Annotated in this window: 24 protein-coding genes; 12 read left to right on the top strand and 12 right to left on the bottom strand. The window is 63.6% G+C overall.

Annotation, left to right across the window (positions count from 1 at the left end):
* Positions 1-23: 23 nt before the first annotated feature.
* Positions 24-542, bottom strand: coding sequence for a hemerythrin domain-containing protein (locus H6718_19785; GenBank protein ID MCB9587654.1), 519 nt, complete (start codon positions 540-542; stop codon positions 24-26).
* Between the two features lie 153 nt (positions 543-695).
* A complete protein-coding gene (locus H6718_19780) occupies positions 696-914 on the bottom strand; it encodes a hypothetical protein (GenBank protein ID MCB9587653.1) in 219 nt (72 codons plus the stop codon).
* 168 nt (positions 915-1,082) lie between these two features.
* On the opposite strand from H6718_19780, the gene H6718_19775 reads away from it, so the two are divergent.
* A complete protein-coding gene (locus H6718_19775; GenBank protein MCB9587652.1) occupies positions 1,083-1,511 on the top strand; it encodes a hypothetical protein in 429 nt (142 codons plus the stop codon).
* A gap of 32 nt (positions 1,512-1,543) precedes the next feature.
* Here H6718_19775 and H6718_19770 read toward each other — a convergent pair whose 3' ends face one another.
* Positions 1,544-1,789 (bottom strand): hypothetical protein, encoded by a 246-nt coding sequence (locus H6718_19770; protein ID MCB9587651.1) that lies wholly within the window; start codon positions 1,787-1,789, stop codon positions 1,544-1,546.
* A 141-nt stretch (positions 1,790-1,930) separates the two neighbouring features.
* On the opposite strand from H6718_19770, the gene H6718_19765 reads away from it, so the two are divergent.
* Complete coding sequence (locus H6718_19765) at positions 1,931-2,377, top strand: hypothetical protein (GenBank protein ID MCB9587650.1); 447 nt, start codon at positions 1,931-1,933, stop codon at positions 2,375-2,377.
* Here the strand turns inward: H6718_19765 and H6718_19760 are convergent.
* Together H6718_19760 and H6718_19755 are read right to left on the bottom strand one after the other, a co-directional pair.
* Positions 2,355-4,604: an EAL domain-containing protein gene (locus H6718_19760; protein ID MCB9587649.1), complete on the bottom strand. Its 2,250-nt coding sequence runs from the start codon at positions 4,602-4,604 to the stop codon at positions 2,355-2,357. The genes H6718_19765 and H6718_19760 overlap by 23 nt on opposite strands.
* Positions 4,582-6,447 (bottom strand): HAMP domain-containing histidine kinase, encoded by a 1,866-nt coding sequence (locus tag H6718_19755; GenBank protein ID MCB9587648.1) that lies wholly within the window; start codon positions 6,445-6,447, stop codon positions 4,582-4,584. Before H6718_19755 ends, H6718_19760 begins: the two co-directional genes overlap by 23 nt.
* A gap of 151 nt (positions 6,448-6,598) precedes the next feature.
* Here H6718_19755 and H6718_19750 point away from each other — a divergent pair, with 151 nt between their 5' ends.
* Positions 6,599-7,600, top strand: a complete 1,002-nt coding sequence (locus tag H6718_19750; GenBank protein ID MCB9587647.1) for an SMI1/KNR4 family protein — start codon at positions 6,599-6,601, stop codon at positions 7,598-7,600.
* A 7-nt stretch (positions 7,601-7,607) separates the two neighbouring features.
* Here the strand turns inward: H6718_19750 and H6718_19745 are convergent, their stop codons facing one another.
* Both H6718_19745 and H6718_19740 read right to left on the bottom strand, forming a co-directional pair.
* On the bottom strand, positions 7,608-8,591 hold the full coding sequence (locus H6718_19745; protein MCB9587646.1) for an aldo/keto reductase: 984 nt from the start codon (positions 8,589-8,591) through the stop codon (positions 7,608-7,610).
* A gap of 78 nt (positions 8,592-8,669) precedes the next feature.
* Positions 8,670-9,536, bottom strand: a complete 867-nt coding sequence (locus H6718_19740) for an aldo/keto reductase (GenBank protein MCB9587645.1) — start codon at positions 9,534-9,536, stop codon at positions 8,670-8,672.
* A 333-nt stretch (positions 9,537-9,869) separates the two neighbouring features.
* On the opposite strand from H6718_19740, the gene H6718_19735 reads away from it, so the two are divergent.
* Positions 9,870-10,763, top strand: coding sequence for a LysR family transcriptional regulator (locus H6718_19735; protein ID MCB9587644.1), 894 nt, complete (start codon positions 9,870-9,872; stop codon positions 10,761-10,763).
* A gap of 17 nt (positions 10,764-10,780) precedes the next feature.
* Here the strand turns inward: H6718_19735 and H6718_19730 are convergent, their stop codons facing one another.
* The 3 genes from H6718_19730 to H6718_19720 form a co-directional block, all read right to left on the bottom strand.
* On the bottom strand, positions 10,781-11,191 hold the full coding sequence (locus H6718_19730) for a DUF2750 domain-containing protein (protein MCB9587643.1): 411 nt from the start codon (positions 11,189-11,191) through the stop codon (positions 10,781-10,783).
* Between the two features lie 250 nt (positions 11,192-11,441).
* Entirely contained in the window at positions 11,442-11,882 is a 441-nt protein-coding gene (locus tag H6718_19725; GenBank protein MCB9587642.1) for a hypothetical protein, read from the bottom strand.
* Between the two features lie 66 nt (positions 11,883-11,948).
* On the bottom strand, positions 11,949-12,149 hold the full coding sequence (locus H6718_19720; GenBank protein MCB9587641.1) for a dodecin domain-containing protein: 201 nt from the start codon (positions 12,147-12,149) through the stop codon (positions 11,949-11,951).
* 163 nt (positions 12,150-12,312) lie between these two features.
* On the opposite strand from H6718_19720, the gene H6718_19715 reads away from it, so the two are divergent.
* From H6718_19715 to H6718_19690, 6 genes are all read left to right on the top strand, one after another.
* Positions 12,313-14,652: a hypothetical protein gene (locus tag H6718_19715; protein MCB9587640.1), complete on the top strand. Its 2,340-nt coding sequence runs from the start codon at positions 12,313-12,315 to the stop codon at positions 14,650-14,652.
* 56 nt (positions 14,653-14,708) lie between these two features.
* A complete protein-coding gene (locus H6718_19710; protein MCB9587639.1) occupies positions 14,709-15,683 on the top strand; it encodes a hypothetical protein in 975 nt (324 codons plus the stop codon).
* Between the two features lie 225 nt (positions 15,684-15,908).
* Positions 15,909-18,200: a VWA domain-containing protein gene (locus tag H6718_19705; protein ID MCB9587638.1), complete on the top strand. Its 2,292-nt coding sequence runs from the start codon at positions 15,909-15,911 to the stop codon at positions 18,198-18,200.
* A gap of 14 nt (positions 18,201-18,214) precedes the next feature.
* Complete coding sequence (locus H6718_19700) at positions 18,215-18,892, top strand: hypothetical protein (GenBank protein MCB9587637.1); 678 nt, start codon at positions 18,215-18,217, stop codon at positions 18,890-18,892.
* Between the two features lie 141 nt (positions 18,893-19,033).
* The gene (locus H6718_19695; protein ID MCB9587636.1) at positions 19,034-19,351 is read left to right on the top strand and encodes a PilZ domain-containing protein; all 318 of its coding nucleotides are present in this window, start codon (positions 19,034-19,036) and stop codon (positions 19,349-19,351) included.
* A 160-nt stretch (positions 19,352-19,511) separates the two neighbouring features.
* Complete coding sequence (locus tag H6718_19690) at positions 19,512-19,880, top strand: PilZ domain-containing protein (protein ID MCB9587635.1); 369 nt, start codon at positions 19,512-19,514, stop codon at positions 19,878-19,880.
* A 223-nt stretch (positions 19,881-20,103) separates the two neighbouring features.
* Here the strand turns inward: H6718_19690 and H6718_19685 are convergent, their stop codons facing one another.
* The gene (locus H6718_19685; protein ID MCB9587634.1) at positions 20,104-20,736 is read right to left on the bottom strand and encodes a hypothetical protein; all 633 of its coding nucleotides are present in this window, start codon (positions 20,734-20,736) and stop codon (positions 20,104-20,106) included.
* 41 nt (positions 20,737-20,777) lie between these two features.
* Entirely contained in the window at positions 20,778-21,446 is a 669-nt protein-coding gene (locus tag H6718_19680) for a hypothetical protein (protein MCB9587633.1), read from the bottom strand.
* Between the two features lie 203 nt (positions 21,447-21,649).
* Here H6718_19680 and H6718_19675 point away from each other — a divergent pair, with 203 nt between their 5' ends.
* Both H6718_19675 and H6718_19670 read left to right on the top strand, forming a co-directional pair.
* Positions 21,650-21,913 (top strand): anti-sigma factor, encoded by a 264-nt coding sequence (locus H6718_19675; GenBank protein MCB9587632.1) that lies wholly within the window; start codon positions 21,650-21,652, stop codon positions 21,911-21,913.
* A 2-nt stretch (positions 21,914-21,915) separates the two neighbouring features.
* Positions 21,916-22,536 (top strand): sigma-70 family RNA polymerase sigma factor, encoded by a 621-nt coding sequence (locus H6718_19670; GenBank protein ID MCB9587631.1) that lies wholly within the window; start codon positions 21,916-21,918, stop codon positions 22,534-22,536.
* The last annotated feature ends 45 nt before the right edge of the window (positions 22,537-22,581 follow it).

Raw genomic sequence — 22,581 nt, 5'->3', positions numbered from 1 at the left:
TGTTCGAGCGTTTGCGTCGCAGGTCAGTGCCGCGTGGGCGACGCCTGGCGCTGAAACCGATACGCTGAGTCCAGCGCTTCTGCGCGCTCGTAGCCGAGCGCGGCCTGTGCCTCGGGGAAAAGCTTCGTCTCCTCTTGGCGGATGTGGTGCTCCAGGAGCTGAAGTAGTGTCGCGGCAAACGTCTGCCACTCGGCGTCTTCATAGGAACACACGTCGAGGCGTTCGATCACCGTGTCGAGATCGTTTACCAGCGCGTCGTGATCGTCAGCCAAGGCGCGGGTCTCTGGCTGCTGACGGAGCAGCGGATAGAGCAACGTCATCTCGCCCTCCTCGTGAGCGTGCAGGGTGCTCCGCAGCTTCGGCCAGATCTCGGCACGAACTTTGGGATCATGCGTATTCGCAACGTGCTTGAGCAGTGAATGCGCCTCACCATGCTCCTCGGTGAGGGTCTTGAAGATCCCCTTGAAGCCCTTCAAGTCAGACTTCACTGCCTTGACCTTCTGCGCGCCCTTGGACGCGATTTCCGCGATTCGGTGTTCCATGCTTCCTCCTGCTTCGAACCTCACAGTGCAACCGGCGTACCCGTTCGGTTCCTCGGTCTTTCCCGCGAGTCGTGTGAGGGGGGAGGCCACACTTGATGCAGATTGACTCGCAACGCTCCGCCGCGGAAACGCCCTACGCACTTGGCTTGGTCGTTAGCGCCGCGTCGAAGGATCCACGCCCAGCTCTGCGTCCATTGAAGCGTCCGGCTGCCCTGCGTCCGGCAAGATAGCGGGCGCTACGTAGGGTAAGTCTCCGCTCGGTTTGGCGGTGGGGACGGCGCTTGGCTCACCGGGCTTCGCTGACTCCGGCGTGGCGCACGCGAACACGCTCAGCGGAACCGCCACGAGCACTAACTTGAGATCGAGTGTCATGAGTCGACACGCAGCAACCCGTATGCCACGCGCAGAAGCGCCCCGACAGCAGCGCTCACTGAGCACTCTCAGGATGCACGACGCCACGCTGACCGCAAAAACGGCTCTGAACCCACACGCGAGCGAATGACGGGTGACCGCAGCCCATAACCCAGGCAGATGTTCCCGATGTCCGGTAGGTCAAGCACGCACTCCAGCCAAACCTCGGGGAAGCTCCGCAACGTCGGCGCCGTCGCGGTGGTGCTGTTCCTCAGTCTGCTGGCCTGCAAAGAGAACGCCGCCGAGGAAGAAGAAGAAGACGCGCCGACGACCGCCGACTGCACGACCCCAGCGAAGCTCAGCTGCTTGGTCGCCGACACCTGCCACATCTTCTTCAGCAGCAATTCCGCGCAGCAAATCGCGACCGACTGCCAGAAGCTCGGCGGCACGACCATCTCCGGTGCGTGCACGGACAACTTCACGCAGTGCTGCATCAATCAGCAAAGCTCCTACGGCGAACCCGAAGCCATCTGCATCAACGACTCGAACCCCTCCGCAGGCGATTTCCGCCAAGCCTGCCGTGCCCAATCCGGCTCGACGTATTGCTCCGCAGAGTGAAGGTGACGCGCGCCGCTTCCCCTCAACGGTACTCATCGATCGACGTGCTCTCTCTTTTTGAGTTCGCGCTTCAGGGCAGCGTAGGCGTCCACCCAGCGCGGGTCGTCTTTGAAGTAGACGCGTTCGGCATCCCGTTTCCCGATGTCGGTCTCGTCCCAGTCAGAGCTGCTCAGGCTCTCCTGCAGCGACAATAGGTTATCTCTGTAGGCGAGCAGACGTTCGGTGCCGAGGGTCGCCAGCCGCGCCGACGAGAGCAACCGCGCGGATCGAGTCTTCACCGCCGCAAGTCTATTTGCGGCCCCTAAACGCGCAACCACGATCGCGCGTGGTTCGCAGCGTCAGCGTGGTGGAGTCCGGCGCCTCACGCTGAACCCTCACCCCCAAACCAAGCCGAATCGCGGGCTCGTGTCTCACCTGCGATGCGAGATGAAGCACGCTGGTGGCTCAAAGCGGTGTTTGCGCTGCCGGCAGCTTGTGCACTCGGCTTTGTGCTGAAGTATCCGGTGATGTTGCAACTCGGAGGCCCCCGCTTCGAGGAGGTCAAGCGCAGTCAGCAGCTCGGCCCGTTCGTCCGCGCACGCTTCGCGGCAGCTGGAGCGTGTCCTTCATGGGAAGAGGTCGACGCGGAGTTCAGACGGCTCACCGGGAAAGAGCTCTGCGAAGCCAATGAGGCGGAATGGGATCGACCCTGCGTGCTGTACCTCGTGTCCCAAACGGTCCCCGCGGACTGCGACTTGGTTCACCGAGTCGGCTTCGATGATCGCTTCCACTACTTCGCGTTACGCGATGAGTGGTTCCCCGAAGGGAGCGGTAAGCTCCGGCGCGCAGGGTTCCGTCCCGCGGTCAGCGCGCAAAGCGAGCACTGAACTCAGCGAGCGGCATCGCCTTGGCGAAGAGGTAACCTTGGGCAATCTCACAGCCCAGTGACTGCACCGCGCGGCGTTGTTCCTCGGTCTCCACGCCTTCCGCAACGACCTCATGCCCGAAGCTCCGCGCCATGGCGATGGCTGAGGCCGCGATGCTTCCTCGTGCGTTGCCCATCGTGAGTGTGCTCACGAACTCGCGATCGATCTTGATCGTGTCGATTGGTAGCTGCTGAACGTACCTGAGGGATGAGTACCCGGTCCCGAAGTCATCCAACGCCAGGCGGTAGCCCGCGTCCCGTAGGCGCCCCAGCTCATCGCGCACGACATCCGGTCGACTCACCATCTGACTCTCGGTCACCTCAAACTCAAGCAGCGCTGGCGGCAGATCCGACTCGCGCGCCTGCGCTAGCAGGCGTTCGGCAAAGCCGGGTTGCTGGATCTCGGACATGGACAGATTGACCGCAATCGCGACGTTGGGCGCGCCTGCGCCTGCGCGGCGACGCCAGTCTCCCAGCTTGCGCAGCGAAGCCAGGGTTAGTTCGGCCGCTAGCCCACTCGACTCGGCGATTGGGATGAACTTCCCCGGAGAAATATCCTTTCCGTTCACCTGCCAGCGCGCGAGTGCCTCGGCGCCGCACAGCCTTCCGTCCTTCAGGTAGACCTTGGGTTGGAGGTGCACCTCCACGCCGACTCCCCGCGAGAGGTCGTCGCGCAGGCGAGCACGCAGCTGCGTGCGCTCGCTGACCGCTTCCGAGATGCGTGGAGAATACCGGAGGATCCCACCGCGTGCCTCGGACCTCGCAGCCAAACGCGCGGTCGTGGCTCGTTGCATCAGCTGGTCTGCCGGCGTCTCCTCGTCGATTGCCACGACGGAGCATGTGGTCTGCAATGCGAGTGAATCGTCTCGTACTTGCACCGGCCGCTTGGCGAGACGCTGTACATCCTCCGAATCTAGTTCCGCACGGTTAGCAAGCAGATAGAGACTGTGATCGCTCGAGCGCGTCACGGACAACGCACCCGGCACTTCTTCTAAGCGCTCGGCTAGGGCGCTGAGAACCTCGTTCGCATAGTCAACGCCGAACGTGGCGGCCAAGTCCTCGAGCTCGTCGACCTCGATCGTGAGCAGGTCAATGCGGCACGGCTCCGTTGCTTCGAACACGCGAGTGAGGGCCAGTCGAAGCGCGTTTCGGTTTCCGATGCCGAGCTCGAGATCTTCGAACGCAAGGGCGTCGAGACGATGCAGCAGCTCCACGTTGTGCAGCAAGGCCGAGATATTGCTCGCGAAGAGCTGCAAGAGCCCAAGGTTCTCTGACGACACTTCACCGGGTACCTCCAAACATACGAAAAACTCCCGCTGCTCCCGCCGACAGCAAAAGCGCATGGCGAGCATTCCTCCGTGATGCACGACTTCACCAACGCCGACTCGATCGCGCATCTCCGCAACGGCGCGGTTCGCGATTCGAGATAGCAACTTGCGGTTCACGTCTCTGTAGCGGCCGATTCCACTGATGACGAAGCACTCCCCTGTGGCTTCGGCCTCGCAGTCGCTCGGGCCCACGCACACGACGCCGCTCGGACTCACCCCAAGCACCGCGGCGATGCGCGTCAAGATCCCCGAGGAAAGCAATGAGAGGTTCTCTTGCGACCAGAGCTCGGCCACGCTCTCCACGATGACCTTGAGGCCCCGGCGGTTCTCGTCCAGGCGACGCAGCTCACGATAGCTGCGGATCGCGGTCGTCAAGCAGCACAGCATGCGTTCTCGGTCGAGCTCTGACTTGGTTCGATAGTCGTCGATGTCGCACTCGCGCACGACCCGCAACGGTGGCGCATCACCGGGTTGCCCGGTTCTCAGAATGATTCGCGTCAGCCCACGCTGCCGCTCACGCATCCAGCGCACGAGCTGCAGCCCAGCGTCTTTCGTTTCCATGACGACATCGACCATCGCCACCGCGATGTCGTCGTACATGGTGATCAGATCCATCGCCTCCTTCGTTGAGCGCGCGTGGAGCAGGCGAATGGAGCGACCAAAGACCTCGAAGCGTCGCAGCGCGAAGCGCGAAGCCTGATGGACCTCCTCATCATCGTCCACGATCATCACGTACCAGTAGCTGTCTCCCTCCAGGTCGAACTCCGGCTCAGAAGAACGATCGTCCGACAGCCAATCGAGGCTGCCACTGCTCATGCAGGCCAAGTCGGTGGTGATTTCAGGCTGCTCTGGGGGACTCATTGAACTTCTCCATGCGATGCTGGTTGTTTGCTGTGCTGACCGCTGGCGCGACGATTGGGAGCGCCACGCGGAACGTCGTCCCAGTTTCTTCCCCCGAGGAAACACCAATGGTTCCGCCGAGGAGGGTTGTGACCAGGTTATGAACGATGGCGAGTCCGAGACCGCTTCCGCCCTGCGCGAGCCGGGTCGTGAAGAAGGGTTCGAACACCCGACTCTGCGACTCGCACGGGATCCCCGCCCCATCGTCGCTCACCGTGATTTCGACCAAGTTCCCCGCGATGCGTTTGCTCATCACGCGGACCACGCCGTGCTGGTCCTCGCGAAAGCCGTGCAAGCGCGCGTTCTCGATCAGGTTCATTAGCACTTGGCCAAGCGGCCCCGGATAGCTGTCGAGCGTGGCATCGATCCCATAGTCCGCCCGGAGCTCTACCGCGGTGCCCTTGAACTTGGGACGTAGGGCTTCGACGATGTCGTCCACGCAGTCATGGAGCGAGAACTGCCGGCGCTGCTCCCCAGCTTGGTCGACGGCAACCCGCTTGAAGTGGAAGACCAGCTCGCTCGCGCGTCTCAAGCTCCGGAGTTGCAGCTTCGTCCCCTCCTGCATATCCGTCAGGAATTCGTTCAGTTCTCCCCGGCTCACCTGCCCGCGCGCTATTCGCTCCTCGAAGTCGCGGACGAAGTCTCTCAGGGAACTGGAGACGGCGAGTGCGTTGCCGATTGGGGTGTTCAACTCATGGGCGACGCCCGCGACAATGCCACCCAAAGCCGCCATTTTTTCCGCGCGGTACATCTGCGCTACGGCGCGCTCCTCGGACGCGACCGCCGCCCCGTGCGCCGCAACTTTTCGGCTCCAGAGCCAGCTCGCCAAGCCCAGCAGCACGAGCACTCCGACGAACAACGCGGTCGAACGCGCGGAGAACAGTGGAGCGCGCTCGAAGTCGATCAGCAGCTTGAAGCCGCTATCGGAGGCCGCCCGTGAAGCGCCTACACTCATCGGGATGGATCGCAGAACGTAGTCCTTGCGGCCGTGGATTTGCTCCCCAGAAGCCCGCGCTTCCGCCCAGCGCCAGACTTCTGGCTGCTGCTGGGGCAGCACCGGTAGTACGCCGAACGCACCCATGAATGCGGTCCCAGGCGCGCAACCGCTCAGACAATCTCCACGCTCGCTATACAGGGCCGCGTGATTTCCGGGCGGAGCCGCGCTAACCAGGCTGAGCAGCCCCTCTGCGTCGAAGTTCACCACCACGAGTCCAAGCAGCAAACCGTTTGCCTCATGGATGGGCATCAACGCGCGGAACGTGGGTCGCCACGGGACTTCAACGAAGCCATGTTCCCGATTCAGCTCGATAGCCGTCAGCCCGAGCTGACCCGGCTTCAAGCGGCGCCCGGCTTCGACGTAGTCGCGCCCGGACTTATCCTGCAACTCGTGGACTGGCGTGGCGATTACTCGGCCTCGCCGCCTCTCTACCCGCAAGCGCTCGTGGCCAGTAGCGCTCAGCAGACGGACCTGGAAGAGCCGCGCGTCCTCTTCGATCAAAACGCCCCAACGCTGCTCGAGCTCGGCACGCAGCTCCGGTGTCTCCTGCTTGGCAAAGCGCCGGAGCCCTCCGTCTCGCGTCAGCGCGCGTACGCTGCTCACCTTTGCCTCGATGCGCTTCTGCATCAGCATCGCGGTGCCGTCGGCAAACGCGCCCGCGACCACACGGCCCCGCTCATCGACGCTCTGCTGATCCAGGTAGGCACCCACGCCAAACACCAGCGTCGCGACCCCAGCAAGCATCGCCCACGTCCGCGCCCAAACGCGCGTCGGTCCATGGGCTTCGAGTTGCGTGATTCCCCCCATCACGCAGTCTCGAACGACCCGCTCGGCAAACCCCTGAAGTCGGCGTCAGCAAAATCCTGACAATTGTGTCGGAAACCACAGAAGTCAGACCTGTCTATTGCAGCTATTTGAGTTACTGGACGTTGTGCCACCGCCGTGAAAGGACGTCGCGATGTCCGAGCGGATCCGCGCTGCCGTCGAGGTCATCCAGCACTGGATGCAGAGCAATGGGGCGCCTCGATTGGCGGAAAACTTGGCGCAAGGGGCGAGCGACGAGCAGCTGCGCGAAGCCGAAGAGGCGTTCGGGGTGGAGCTGCCGCGTGACTTGCGTGCGCTGTGGAAGGTACACAACGGCCAACCCGAAGAGGGCAACGGATTCTTTCCCGGAGGATTCAATTGGCTGTCCACTCGGTCGGCCGTAGCAGAGCAAGAGAACTTGCTATTGCTCATCGGTTTCGAGCGCGAGGCGGACAACCCTCGCAGCGCCACCCGCGCTGAGGTGGAGTCGGACCACTGGCTCCCGTTTGCCGGTCTGGAGTCGGACATGCTCGCCGTACACGGCGAAACTGGGCGCGTTTTCCTCTGCTACCACGACGATTCACCTGAGCTAGTCGCCGCCTCCTTGGAAACCTACCTCACGGGATATGCTGCCCGAGTCGCGGCGAGCGACTACAAGGTCAAGGGCGGCTTGGGCGACTACTACCTCGAAGAGCGTGATCGCGCTGCCGAGCGCATGGCGGAAGAGCGCGCCGAGAAACAACGCCGCTTGGAGGCGATGCCGCCGCTCGAGCGATTTCGCGAGGCACTGCTAGAGAATCACGACGGCCGAGCCGCTGAGGTGATGCGGGCAGCGCTCGACCGAAACGACAGCGCGACCTTCGATGGCTGCGTTGCGCTCCTCTTCAGCGAGCCGCGCAGCCCAGCGCTGATTGCCGGCACGCTACGCACCTGGATGGGCACGCTCGCGCTACCTGCAAGGCACTGGTTTACCATGGCCATCGGTGGCGCCATGCTGGGCAACAACGCCGTGCGCGACATCGCGATATCCAAGGTGCTCAAGGCGCCGGACTTCGATCTCAAAGAGCTCGAGCATCCCAAGGCGGGCACGCCCGACGACCAACGCGCCGCATGGCGCAGCGTCTCGCTCGCGATGTACGCGAAGCTCAAGCGCTAGGTCAGGCTCATCTCCCCGTCAACGCCGCCAACTGCGCGGGGTAGCGCGCTCCTTGGATCTCGATGGCGTCGAGCGCAGCGTGGATGCTGGTCAGATCTTCGGGGGTGAGGGAAACACTGGCCCCACCGAGGTTCTCCTCCAAGCGATGGACCTTGGTCGTGCCGGGGATTGGAACGATGTACGGCTTCTGCGCTAGGAGCCACGCCAGGGCGATCTGCGCGGGCGTCACGCCCTTGCCCGCCGCGATTTCGGACAGCTTGTCCACCAGGCCCTGGTTTGCCCTGCGCGATTCCGCGGAGAAACGCGGAATGATGTTGCGAAAGTCCTTCTCACCGAAGGATGTCTTGTCGTCGATCTTCCCCGTGAGAAAGCCTCTCCCGAGCGGACTGAACGGAACAAAGCCGATGCCTAGCTCGTCCAGCGTGGGAATGATTTGCTCCTCCGGCTCGCGCCACCACATCGAGTACTCGCTCTGCAGCGCCGCCACCGGCTGCACGGCGTGGGCGCGGCGAATCGTTTCGGCTCCAGCCTCGGAAAGACCGAAGTGCTTCACCTTGCCGGCGGCGATCAGCTGCTTGACGGTGCCTGCGACCTCTTCGATGGGCACGTTCGGGTCGGGACGGTGCTGGTAGAAGAGATCGATGCGATCGGTCTTCAGACGCTTGAGGGACGCATCGGCCACTTCTCGGATCCGCTCCGGGCGGCTGTCCACGCCTTCTAGAGCGCGGCCGCCTTTGAACCCGAACTTCGTGGCGACCACGACTTGGTCGCGAAACGGCGCCACCGCTTCACCCACAATCTCCTCGTTGGTGAAGGGACCATAGGCCTCTGCCGTGTCGAAGAAGGTGACCCCTCGCTCGAAGGCCGCGCGGACCATGGCGACCGCGGCCTCGCGCTCGACGCCGTTGCCCAAGCCGAAATTCAGACCCATGCAGCCATAGCCCAGCGCGGAGACTTCCAGTCCGCTCTTTCCTAACGTTCGCTTCTCCATCTTCATTCGCCTCTCTCCGGAGCGCCGGGCGTGCACAGCTCAGTTCTTTGCTCACCATTCAGTTGTGTGCGGCCCGGCTCAGCTCAGCTTGCCACCGAACACGGGCATGTTGCTCGCCTCTCCATAGTCGTCGATGCGAGGCAGATCTCCGAGCACCTTCATGTCCTCATCGGAGATCGTGAAATCAACCTCTGCGTTGTTGCGCATGTGCTTGGGGTTTGCCGTCTTGGGCAACGGCAACAGACCAAGCTGCAAGGTGTAGCGGATGGACAGCTGGGGCACGCTCACTCCGTAGTGCTCCGCCATCGAGGTGACTCGTGCGTTCTTCAGCAGCTCACCGTGGGCGATTGGGGAGTACGCCTCGACGAGCATGCCTTGACCTTGGGAGTACCCGATCAGCTCGTCCGGTGTGTTGCTGATGTGCGCGAGGATCTGGTTCACCATCGGCTTGACCGAGCACGCATCGAAGACGTTCTCGAGATCGACCCGCTCGAAGTTGGAGACGCCTATCGCCCTCAGCTTTCCCGCACGGTACGCCTCCTCGAGAGCGCGCCACGCAGCGCGGTTGCCCTCCAGAAATCGGTCTTCCTCTCCAAACCTCATCCAGGGCTGCGGGCTGTGAATCAGCATCAAGTCGATGCTGTCGAGCCCCAACGTCTTCAATGAGCCGTCGATGGCTTCGACCGCTTTCTCGTAGGACTTCACCTCCGCCGCGAGCTTCGTGGTCACGAAGATCTGCTCGCGCTGAAGCCCGCAGTTTCGCACCCCTTCTCCAACGCCGGCTTCATTTCCATAGGCCTGCGCGGTGTCGATGTGTCGATACCCCAGCGCCACCGCGTCTTGCACGGCCTTTGCAGCGTCGTCGTTCGGGATCATCCAAGTGCCGAGGCCGAGCTTCGGGATCTCGACGCCATTCTCAAGTGTGTATGTCTCTTTCAGAATCATGACTCGCTTCCTTTCAATTATTCCTTGCGGCAATTACCGACAGCGACTCACTCTCCGGCGGCGCCATACTGTTCATCGCTGACCTTCTCCAGCCAGTCGACAGCCTTGCCATCGAGCGCCGAGTGGTCGCGCAGCCGATGAGGCCGACCGCCGCGACGAGGAGCCAGCCCGGCGCCACTCCTCTTCGGTTGCTGGCGACGGCGGCGATGGGCTTCGGTTGACTCATCCCCTCAAGGTAGGGCAACCGAGCTATGCGGTATAGGCCCCCAGTAAGGGATAGGTCTATATCAGGAATGCATTAATCTTCCGGCCCGCCGAGGCTATGCTCGGAGCATGGAACGCGAAGATCTGGGTGATTTGTATGCCTTCATGCTGGTCGCCGCCGAGGGCAGCTTCAGCGGGGCGGCCGCCAAGGCGGGCACCAGCCAATCGTCGCTGAGTCGCACCGTGCGGAACCTCGAGGCGCGCCTCGGGATCCGGCTGCTCAATCGCACGACGCGCCACGTAGCGCCCACGCCAGCGGGCGAGCGGATGCTGAAGACCCTGCGGCCAGCGCTCACGCAGATCGACGATGAGCTCGAAGCAGTGCGCGCACTGGGTGAGGAGCCTTCTGGAACGATCCGCATCACCACCTCACGCCATGCCGCAGAAACGGTGCTGTGGCCTGTGCTGAAAGGCTTCCTCCAGCGCTACCCCAATATCCACGTAGAATTATCTCTCGACTCACGCTTCTCCGACATCGTGACCGAGCGCTTCGATGCCGGGGTGCGCCTGGGTGAAGCGCTGGAGCAGGATATGGTCGCCGTGCGGGTTGGACCCGAGATGCGCCTCTTGGTCGTCGGTTCACCGGAGTACATCGCGCAACACGGCGCGCCGAAGCATCCGAAGGATCTTGCCCAGCATCGCTGCATCAATCTGCGCTTCAACCGGACCGGCGGGCTCTACCCGTGGGAGCTCTCGAAGGGAACCCGCGAGATCAAGGTGCGCGTCGAAGGTCAGCTTACGTGTGACGACATCCATTTCATTCGTCACGCAGCGATCGATGGCGCTGGCCTCGCCTTCCTGATGCTCAACTCCGTGGTGGAGGACATCGAACAAGGCAGACTCGTCAGCGTGCTGGATGACTGGTGCCCCAAGTTCCCGGGCTACTACCTCTACTACCCCAGCCGCCGCCAGCCTTCCGCAGCGTTCAAGCTCCTCGTGGAGGCCCTTCAATCTCGGGGGTGAGGGAGAACCTGAGCACCTCACTCATCACGCTCCAGGTGCCCCTCGAAGTCCGCGCGCCGTTCGTCGGACAAGCGGGACCAGAGTTCTCCTTGAACGTCAGCAGGCTCCACTTCGAGTCCACACAGATCCGTTGTGTAATTCGGTCCGACAAGAACACCGTCCTCATCCATCCCAGGAAGCCAACGAAACAGAAAATCGAACAGCGAGATCGACTCTGGAGTTGCCTCAGGGAAATCTTTCTTCGCCGCGCGCCGTGCGTAGGCCGCGTCCGACCAGAAGAGCAACACGCTGCATTCCTCAAACTCGTTCGACTCACACGTCTCGAAGCCGCTTTCACCACGCAGCGCCCAAACGCGGTCGTACTCGACGACTCGGGTCAGAAAGCGCTCATAGTTCTCGAGCGAGGTCGCTACGTCTTGGAGCGTCACTGCGGTTCGAAGCCTGGTTTGCTCGCAAAGCAGGTCGAGACGGGATTCATCCAACGGGGCGCCGAGCAAGACGCCACTCCCATCGAGTTCGCTGATCGATCCTCTCCCCCAACCCCGCCGTAGAACTGCCGCAGAGTCTTTGGCAGTGCGCAGCCCAACCGCACTTCGGCGGCGTCCAACGCGCTCGGACCAGCGCCAACGGGAGCCGTTCCAAACAGGCCCTCGAGGACTTCAGCGTACAGCCGGAAGTTCATTGGCTCGGCGGCTCCATCAGGCTCTTGCCCCCGGAGGACAAGATCAGCTCGTCGTACTCCGGGCTGTTCATCTCAGGACATTTCCGCACGGCTTTCAAGAACTCCTCGGGCGGTGCGTAGCCGTGGGCGTCGATGTAGTGCACGATCATCGAGGGAGCCTCGTAGATGCGGTTGCCATCGGGTATGTACAGATTCGACCAGCCGAGCCCGGTCAACTTGATACCCTGACACTCGAGTCCACCCGTAAACCCGCAGAACCTGCAGACGTGGAAGCCTCCGGCGACTGCCGGCATCCAGGGGTCAACCGCCAGCTCGCAGAGCCGACGCAGATCGGAAGGATCAACTGCGCCTCGGGTGTACTCGTGTTCCGGCTCCAACCAGCCCACGCTCCTAATCCTCTGCATGTGCTCGTGAGACGACAGGTCGGCCAGGTACATCCCGCGTTTCTATCTCGGAACCGCGGTCACGCCCACCTGCGTGCGTCGCAAGACGCCTCGGTGTGACTAGCTGGCTACGCTGAGCTTCATCGTCACGCGGAAGCCAGACACTTTGCCTTCGTGGATCAGCAGCTGCTGATTCTCGAGCCACGCCTCTTCGATGCCGTGGATTGTGTCCACCGCGCGGCTGATCCCTGCGCGGATCGCGTCCTCGAAGCTGGAGTCGGACTCCCCGGAGATCTCGATACAGTTCAATGCTGCGTTCATGGCACGTCCCTAACGGTCTGAGGTGAGCGTACTTAAGCACTCTCTGTGCCAAACCGACGACGAGCCTGAGAATTCGGGGAACCTTCGGGTTTGCTCTGCGCAGTACGGAGCCTCGGCCCGGCCACTTAAGCTGGGAAGCCTCTCGAACCCCGAAAGGCGCCCCATGTCAGCAGCCGCGCTCCGCGACCAGTTCCCAGCCAACCTCCGCAAACAGTGGGAAATCGATCGCATCCTGATCGAAGAACCGCGGCCTGACGGCTCTGGGACTCGTCTCGCGATCGATCTGCGCGCCGGCTACTCGCCCACTCAGCGCGGCATGGGGTCGGGGTCCCCGTTTCTATCTCGAAAGGTGCCCGTCGAGCAGGCGCTCGTGGCCATGTCGCCGCACCTCGAGGGCGCGACCATCGAGCGCGTCGATCTCTGGGGGGCCAACCTGAACAACGCCGCGCTCGACGCGCTCCTCGACGCCGCTTGGTTCCGCGGGGTACGCATCCTGAACCTCGGAGCTAGCCGACTGACCTCCAAGGCCGTGGCGTCGCTTGCGGCGCATCCGCTGGCCAAGCAACTCGAAGACCTCACCCTGTCCTACAACAAGCTTGGCAATGCCTTCGCCAAGCTCGAGTTCCCGGAGCTGACCTCCCTCGAGCTCGTCTACTGCGGCGTAGATGACAGGGCGCTGATCGCGCTAGGCGACGCCGCGCTCCCGAAGCTCGAGCGACTGATGCTGGAGGGGGCCGCGACGCATGTTTCCCTGGCGACGTTTTCGAGGGCGGCGCACGACGGTAGCCCTCCTCCCCGCGCAGAGTACTCTGCAAAGGCCCTGGAGGACTTTGGTCAGTCACCTCTGGGCAAGCGCCTCACGACATTAGGGCTCGGCTCGCTCACCCTGGGCGTGGAGCAAATGCGCGCGGTCGCCGCTAGCTTTGAAACCCTGAAGACTCTGGACCTCACCGCAGCAAAGCTCAGCGCAGCGGCGGTGAAGGCGCTTGGTGAAGGCCAGGGACTGAACACCCTCCAGCGTCTGGTGCTGACTCGCAGCTTCGCGCCCAACTACGGCATGCGGGCCGACCTCCAGGCGCCCACGCAAGAGACCGCGGACGCCTTGGCGAGTCTCGCTCGGGGCAACTTCGCGAGCAGCCTGAAGGACTTGGTGCTGAACGAAATCGCGGTGGGCCCGCTGGGGCTGAACGCGCTGTGCGGCGCCTCACTCCAGTCCCTGCAGCGACTCGAGGCGCGCAACTGCCAGCTGGGCGATGAAGGCCTCGCGGCGCTGGGGGGTGGAAGCCTCCCGTTGAACGACCTGCTGGTCGACGGAAACAAGGTTACGGAAACCGGAGTCTCCGCCCTCGCGCAGGGACCGCTCGCTGAAAGGCTGCAGCTCCTGGCGCTGACAACGAACCCCATCGGTGACGGCGGCGCCAAGGCGCTTGCAGGGTTCAAGTCGCTCAAGAGGCTGTCCCTGTCACGCTGCGGTCTCACCGACGTGGGGGCACGGGCGCTCGCCGCAGGTCCCGTCCAAGGCCTCGAAGCGTTGTTTCTGGGCGAGAATCTGATCTCCGACTCCGGCGCCAAGGCGATCGTCGACGTAGCCTCTGAGGCGTTGAAGCCACTCGCATTGCAGAAAAACTGCCTCTCCCCCGCTGGAGTGAAGCAGCTGCAAGCTACCCTCGGCGATCGCGCTTTCCTCGGGGATCAAGACCCTTCAAAGCTGCCACCCGCGTGCGTGGACAACCCGGCGCTGGTATTCAAAGCAACCGCCCACCGCACCCAGCCAGCACACACTGCGCCGATCGACGGCCTGCGCAAGCAGCTGCCTGACGGGCAGCTCTCTCGAGACAAAGCCTATCCAGGTTGGATTTTCGCCTTCCCGAAGAGCGAGAACGGCGAGTACCTGGCGCTCGCCTACGACACCGAGCGAGATCTGCTCGTCAGGCCAGACCCTCCGATCGTCAACGGCTTACCGTGTGTGGTGCCTTCACCCGACGGGGAGTGGCTGGCGGTGAAGGCGTTCTGCGACGGCATTTACGCCGTGCGTACCGCAGACGGCACCTCTACTCGGATAGCAGACACGCTATCACATCAACAGGGCGGCGTGGTGTTCTGCGATGGTCGCATCGTCGCGCTGGATGCGGACACGGAAGCCGACGACTGGCAAGGGCGCCTGCAAGTCTTCGGTTTCGAGAACGGTGAGTGGGTGCTCGAGCACTCGGTGACTGGCTTCTTCGAAGTATTCGATGACATCGTCCCCTTGGCGAATCACCGCATGTTCGCCGTGATCGGGGACGCCGGGATGTTCTTCCGCGCGCTGCGCGGCAAGGAGCTGCGCTACCTCGGGCGACTTAACAAGAAGTATCCTCTGTTCGACTTCGAAGGTCAGCCAACGCTGAATCCGACGCATCGCACGACGGCGGTGCTGGGCAACGTGGACGCGCTCTTGGACGAAGCGTTCGCCCAAGGCCGCTCACCGACGAGTATCCATCTCCCCGAAGACGCCTGGGGCTAGCGGCCAAGGGAGCCTGGGGTTGACGCGCGGTGGATGCACAACGCAGCCTCCGCGCCGTGAAGCGGCGAGACTTTCTTGGAACCATCGGTGCGGCACTGAGTGCTCCGCTCGCGGGCTGTGGTCCGTCGACTTCACGCCGCGTCCCGGCTGTTTCCCCTCCCCCCCAAGCGAGCCGGGTGGATGGCTCCTTCGCGGAGCTGTTGATGACGGGGAGTGGCGATCCGAGCTTGCGCCCCAAGCTGCTGGCGCATCCGGCGCTAGCAGCGATCGTGCGTCATCAAAAGCTCTCCGGGAACACAGGCGCGACCCCGGAAGCCGCGCTGGAGGATGTGTTCAAGGGCCTGGAGCGACATCCGCCGACCCGCAGCGTGCTCGACGCCTGGCGGGGGCGCGACACGGAGCTGCTCGCGGCGGCGAACGCGGCGGCGCGCTATTTACCCCAAGGAAATGTATTCAGCGGCGAGGTGTACTTGGTCGCGGGCTACGACATCGGCGTCGCAGCGCCTCCTGACTTGATCCTGAACGTCGCGCACCCTCACTTCGTCGATGACCCGCGGGAGCTTGGCTTCTACGCGACTCACGAAGCGCACCACGTGGGGTTCCTCGCGCTGCGCAGTGCGCCAGCGCTGACGGACCTCAATCAGGCGCCGAAGCTGCGAGCCGTGGTGACCTTCATGACTCAGCTCGAGGGCATGGGGGTGCACGCAGCGTATCCAGCGCGGAGTGAGCAGCATCGCCTCGACGGCGATGACGACTATCAAGTCTACGCCGACCCCGCGCAGGCGAAGGCAGTGACCGAGCGCTACGCGGAGCTGACGACGACGCTGGCGCAAACCGACGGCAGCCTGGAGGACGAGCTGGTTGGCAACGTGCTGAACGCGATGTCTTCGGGGCAGCGCGTTTGGTACCGCTTTGGCGCGCTCGTGTGCTGGCACCTGGAACAGCACAAGGGTCGCCAAGCTCTGATCGCGTCCATCCGCAAGCCAGAGCTCTTCGAAGAAGCCGTTCGCGACCTGCTAAGTAAGGCCTGACCCGGGAAACAGCGCGCCGGGAAGCACGCGTCGCGGCTCCGCGTAGGAGCTAGGCAGACCCTTTGCCAGCGCCGTGCGTATCACCCCAAACCTGAAACCAGCTCGAAGTCGCACGCGGCTCTGAGCGCCGCTCCTCTCCCCCAACAAAAAAGTGATCGGGGGTGTAAGGCCGTGGTTTGTCGCGCGTTCGGCCCACTCTAGACCTTTGCGGGGTAAGGGGGAGCTATGGGTGGCGGGCGAATGCAGCTGAGTTGGCTGGGGATTTTGGGGCTGTTGCTGCTGTGCGCTGGGAGCGCGAGCGGACAGGGCCGGACAGACAAACCGACCCTCGACCCCTCGAGTTGGTCCAAGGGCTTCCGCAAGCTACCCGCCGCGGTGATGACCGATCCCGGAGAGCTGCCGCGGCTCGAAGTCGTGGACAGCGAAAAGACGAAGGCCAAGGCGGAGCAGCAGCGCGCGCAAGTCCCGCTGAAGCACACGCACGTTTCCGCGAAGATCACGGAATTCGTCGCCGAGGTCGAGGTGCGGCAAACCTACGAGAACAGCGCCACGAACCCCATCGAAGTGCTGTACGTGTTTCCCCTGCCGGAGAACAGCGCCGTCAACCACATGCACATGCAGATCGGCGAGCGGGAAATCAACGCGGAAATCAAGAAGCGCGATGAAGCGCGGCGCACCTACGAAAAGGCCAAGAAGCAGGGCCACACCGCGGCCCTCCTCGAGCAGGAGCGGCCGAACGTCTTCACCCAGAGCGTCGCCAACATCCCCCCGAAGTCGAAGATCGAAGTCGTCGTGCGCTATGTGCAAGACCTGAGCTACGACGCCGGCTGGTACGAGTTCGTGTTTCCGATGGTCGTCGGTCCCCGTTACATGCCCGGCGAGGCGCTGAGCGGACCGCAGTCGGGATCCGGTACCCGCGCGGATACGACCCGCGTCCCCGATGCATCACGCATTTCACCGCCCTACGTCGGTCAAGGCACGCGGAGCGGACACGACATCTCGCTGGAAGTCGTCGCCAACGCCGGCCAGCCGCTCACCGACATCGACATTCCAACCCACCAGGTGGTCAAGCAGACGTTGAGCGGCGGCGCGTTGAAGGTCGCGCTGAAGGATCAAGCGAGCGTCCCCAACCGCGACTTCGTCTTCCGCTACCGTGTGGCAGACAACCGTCCCCGCGCCACGCTGTTCACGACGAATGACAGCGGGCCAGGCTACTTCTCGCTGGTGATCCAGCCGCCCGGAGTGGACGTGGACTCCCTGGTGGGCCGTCGTGAGTTGATCTTCGTGGTGGACGTTTCCGGGTCGATGAGCGGCTTGCCTCTGAGCCTGTGCCGCGACGCGATTCACGACGCCCTCGGCGGTCTGCGCCCGATGGACACCTTCAACGTGATCACGTTCGCTTCGGGGACGAAGCGCCTGTTCGAGAGCGCGCGCCCCGTGAACTCCGCCACACTACAACAGGCAGCGAACTTCGTGAGCGATCTGCGCGCCGGTGGTGGCACGGAAATGGCGAAGGCGATCGACGCTGCTCTGGCGCCACGCATGACGCCGGGGCGACACCGTTACGTGTTCTTTCTGACGGATGGCTTCGTCGGGAACGAAGCCGAGCTGATCGAGAAGGGCAAGCGCTTCACTCAAGCCGCGACGAGCAAAGACACCAACGCACGGGTTTTCACGATGGGCGTTGGCTCTTCGCCCAACCGTCACCTGATCGATGGCTTGAGCAAGGCTGGGCGCGGCGTCCCCACCTACGTGAGCTCCCGCGAGGATCCCCTCGGCGCGGTGAATCGCTTCTACCACGTCATCGATCAGGCGATCCTCACGGATCTACACATCAACTGGGGCGGCATGGACCCCCGGCGCGTCACGCCGAACCAAGTGCCCGATCTCTTCGCGAGCCACGCCCTCGCGGTGCATGGCGAATACACGAAGCCACCGAGTAGCCCGCTCAAGATTTCCGCGCGGGCCGGCAAACAAGCCTACGAGATCCAGGTCGTTCAGAAGGACCCCGGGCTCGGCGATCGCTCGAAGCTCGTGCTCGGCTCGATCTGGGCGCGCGGGCAGATCAACGACTTCGAAGAGCTGTTGCGTTCAGGCCAGAGCCGCGGCGAAGCGGAAGCAGGCATCACCAAGCTTGGACTCGAGTTCAACCTGGTCACGCGCTACACGAGCTTCGTCGCCGTCGACAAATCGCGGGTAGTCGAAGGCAAGCCGAACACGCTGATGCAGCCCCTCGATGGCCCTGAAGGGGTCGACCTCGCAAAGGCGGGTGAGACGTCCGCAGGCTACGGCTACGAGTTCCAGGACGATCCCATGAGCAGCCCATCGGCGGGCGGTTCGGACGACGACACGATCCGTTCGGCTCAACTCTATTCAGTCCAATCGCTACGCGGCTGCGGCTGTCAGCTCCCCGGTAGCGGTTCGACCCACTCGGCGTGGGCCTTCGCAGTCGGGCTGATTTTGGCTGGATTGCGGCGCATCCGGAGATTCCCGCGGCGGCGACGCGGAGAGAGGTAGTACGCTCAGTCGTCATGTCGAGAGCGGGCTGCCGAGAGCTTCACGGGTGGGCCGCTCTCGCCTGCACGGCGCTCCTTTGCGCCGCGTGTAGCGCGCGGCCAGCAGCAACACCGAAGGCCCCGGAGGACGACCTCGAGTCCCCGCCGCCAGTAAATGAGAGGCCCCTCGCTGACTCCGAGCAGAGTGAGCTTGACGCGCTCGATCTCGACTTGGTGCAAGCCAACAAGCACCTCGAGGAGCAGCTCAGTCGCAAGCGCACAAACTATTACCGCGCGGATTCTGACGACGAGACCGAACGCGACGGCACCAAGGTGCCTGAGCCCGTCGTGCCAGAAACCGGCAAGAAGCGCCACCCGGAGCGCGCTCAAGGCGGGGGTGGAGGCACCGCGACCACGCCAGGCACCTCACCCCCCGAAGCCAAGGACAAGGACGCCGAGGATCGCCCTGTGGGTCTGCGCGGCTCGCCGTGCGATCTCGCTTGCCGCGCCTTGCACTCGATGGAGCGCAGCGCCGAACGCATCTGTGCCCTCGCGGGTGAGAGCTCCGAGCGCTGTCAAAAAGCCAAGCGCATGGTGCAACAAGCCACACAGCGCGTGCGCGACGCAGGCTGTGGCTGCACCGAGGGCAAGCAGGAGCTGATGAGCCAGCGTGCCCTCAGCCTCGAGGCGCGCGGGGCAGTCTGTAGTCGCTGAGGCAACCTTGTCGCGGCGAACAACGCAGTTCGCTGCGCCGACCTCTACTGAGACCGCTCGAAAATCCCAGCTGCACGGGGCGCTGCGGGCGCCTACTCAATGCGGCACGGCTTTCGCTACTTGGACGCGCAGGAGAAAGCCATGCGATCAGGAGTCTATCGAAAGCAGCCACGCCGCGCCCTCACCCCCATCGCCTCACCCATCAACGGCCGAGTACTTGGAGAAGGTCGCGACGACCACTGCTTCATCGAGAAGGTCAGCGTCGGAGGCGCCTTCGTGCGCGCCCAGCACGTGCCAGAGTACGGCGAAGTGGTGACCCTGCGCTTCGGCTCTGGGGCTGAAGCCTTCCAGGTCAGCGGCTGGGTGCGCTGGATCGAGCACAACGGGTTCGGCCTCCAGTTCGGCGTGACTGGCGCACGTGAGACGGCGCGTCTCGCGCAGCTTGTGCTCGCGGCCTAAGCGCATCGTCACGTTTCCGCGGGGCGATATCGCCCTTGACCCACAAACCGGACGGCTGACCCTGCACAATATGACATCGGTCCCTTGACGACATCGACTCACGGCTGCATCCCTCGGCCCACATCAGAAGGACGGGGGGGTCCGACGTGAGGAGTAAGCCATGCGATCAGGAGTCTATCGAAAGCAGCGACGCCACACCCTTACCCCCATCGCCTCGCCCATCGATGGTCGAGTGCTGGGAGACGGTCGCGACGACCACTGCTTCATCGAGAGGGTTAGCGTTGGAGGCGCCTTCGTGCTCGCCCAGCACATTCCAGAATACGGCGAGGTCGTAACCCTGCGCTTTGGCTCGGGGGCGCAAGCCTTCCAAGTCAGCGGCTGGGTGCGCTGGGTGGAGCACAACGGCTTTGGCGTGCAGTTCGGCGCGACAGGAGCGCGTGAAACCGCTCGCCTTGCCCAAATCCTGCTGGCCGCATGGGCGTTCCAGCACATTTCCGCCGGGCATTTACGCCTGGCGACGGTTCCCTAGCGTCGCAGGACCGCCCCTCAGCACCTCGGCGCCGGGCTTGGGGGTGAGGCTGCCGAAGTGCTCCCGGGAAGCGGCGCTGGCTCGAGCAGCACATGCAGCCGGTCGTCTAGCTCAGCGGCCGAGCGTGCGCTTCCAGCGCTGCACCATGGCGCGCGGCAGAGCGAGGAGCTCCCCCGGATCCGACGCGCCTCACCCCCGAACCTGGTCTGCGAACTCAAAGAGGCTAATCAGTAGACGAAGCCAGAATCGCCGTCGTCCAGTCTCGCTTGCGATCTTCGATCGTCCAGCAGAAGGTTCCCCACCACTCTCGACCGGCGTCGAAGAAGTTCGACCAGTCGGTAGACCACTCGTGGATCGTGAGGTGAGCCGTCTCGCGCAGATCCGGCAGGTCGAGCACCTCTGAGCAGAAGCGGTGCACGAAGTCGCGCATCCAGGCGCGGTCGAGATCGGGGTAGCCCGGAGTGCCGAGACGCGCGCTGAGTCCCTTACGCAGCCCGTAGGGAGGATCGAGTAGCGCACGCGCAAGTCCTCCCCCCGCCCTCACACTGAGGCCGCGCTCGGAGTAGGCGTACATGTCGATGCGATCCGCCTCGACATCGTATCCGCTACCCCACAGCTCCTGAAACGTAATCGGCGTCGGGACTGGTGGGCACTTTTCCTCGAGGATCTCGATACGGAAGACGTGCTCCGGGATCCGACCGTTCAGGCTCGCCAGGCGCGCGTCGTACCGTGCGGCCAGGTGCCGCATTGCCTCGAGGAGTAGCTGCTGGGTCGGCGTACCATACGGAAACCGCACGACTTCGAGTACAGCGCCCAGCGCGCGAAATGGCTCATAGGCCTCGACGTTTTGTGCCATCGAGGCCTGAGCCTACTCGGTTTCTAGCTACGCGGCGACGCTCAGGGGCAGCCGCCCTTGCCCTTCCAGTAGCTGCTCCGGCAAATCGCGTAGTAGCCAAGGTTCTCCGCGGTGCGCACCGCCGTGCCCGGATGCTTCTGTGCGCGCGTGAGCGCGTCGCTTACCCCGTACTTGTTGCGAACTTCACCGCCGAGAACGGCACCCGCGATGTGAGCCCCTTCATGAACAAAGGTCTGCACCTTGTCTGCTCGGTCGCTTCGCTCTTCCTTCCACTCCGAGCCCAGCGTAATCTTGTAACTCCCCGGGGAAGCATGACCGTAGTACGACTTGCTCCAATTGCACTTCACGTCGAGCTTCGAGCTCTGCAAGATGGTGGTGACCTTCGCCATACGGCTCTTCACGTTGTTGAAGCGCGTCTTGCTGTAGCTGCCAAACCAGCGCTTTTCGTCGCCGCTGTTCCAGGCCGCCTTGCGGCTGGCTTCGGACATCGAGTTCAGGCTGTTTAGCCGCGCGGAAGCAGAGCTCGCGAACTTACCCCCGTTACTGAGCCAGCTGGGCACGTTGTATCCACTGCAGCTGCTGTCCACGACGGGCCCCGCCGCGGCGAAGGCGTCGTCAGTGACCCCGCTCTCGATTTGGGTCACGGGCTCGGCGTGACTCGAGGCGGAGAGCAACAGGGCGACGGAAGCGATAGCGAATGAGAGTTTCATGGGACTGCCTTTCAGGTGGTTGCCCCTCCTTCAGCAAGCCCGGTGCCACCCGCAAATACGCTGAATTTCCCAGAGTTTTTGGGGGTGAGGGAACCTCCAGGTGACGCTGAGAGGAGCCGTAACCGCACCTCGAAGTGACAGTGGGTGCTCCGCAGCGCACTTCACGTGTAACGTTCGGTCACTTCCCGAGGTCAAACCCCGAAATGGTCTTCACCTGTTCTCAGCTGGCGCGCTCTTGGGGTGACATCCAAGACGGTCAGGCGTCCGCGTACACGCGGCGCGCGGCGGACTTCCACCTCGCGATTTGCGCCCGCTGCCGTCGCTACGTGGCGCAACTCGAGCGCCTGCAAGGAACATTGAAGAGCCTGAAGCCAGACGTGGATACACCCTCGGAGGAAAGCCTGGAACACGCGCTCGGCGCGCTCATGGAAGCGCCTGCCGACGTCCCGGATCCATCCGAAGGGTGAGCATGCACCCAGAAGATCGCGTCCTCGTCGAACAACTGGTCGCGCGCGATGCGAGCGCATTCCGTGAACTAGTCACTGAGCTTCATATGCGCCTCGTGCGCGTCGTACGGCGTATCGTCAGTGATGAATCCGCAGCCGAAGATGTGGTGCAAGAGACGTGGCGGCGCGTCGTGGCGAGCATCCACACCTTCGACGGGCGGAGTCGCCTTTCCACGTGGATCACGGGCATCGCGATCAACCGCGCCCGCACCCGACGCGCCGCGGACAAACGTCGCGTCGAGCTGGAGCAAGAGGCTCACGGCGCTCTAGACGACGGCTTCTTGCTCGGTCAGTGGCGCGAACCGCCTGGTCACTGGGGTCAGGGCGATCCCGAAGATTCGCTGCGAGAGAAGCAACTGCTCGAGCTCGTCGAGACTTGCCTCGAAGAGCTGCCCGAGCGGCAACGCATGGTTCTGGTGTTACGCGACATCGAAGGCTTCGACGGCCCGACGGCCGCTCAGATGCTCGACCTCAGCGAAGAGAACCAACGGGTGCTGCTGCATCGCGGCCGAGCAAGGCTGCGCACCGCGGTAGACCGGAGGCTAAAGGCAGCTGAAAAGGCCGAAAAAGCGCCTCGTTCGTAGCTTCCCCTCCCCCCCAAACAAAAACCTCCACGCCGCGTGTAACGC

Source organism: Polyangiaceae bacterium (assembly GCA_020633205.1).
Taxonomy (GTDB): Bacteria; Myxococcota_A; Polyangia; order Polyangiales; family Polyangiaceae; genus JAHBVY01.
The sequence above is the reverse complement of the archived record's forward strand: the minus strand, read 5'-3'. Positions and strand labels throughout refer to the sequence as shown.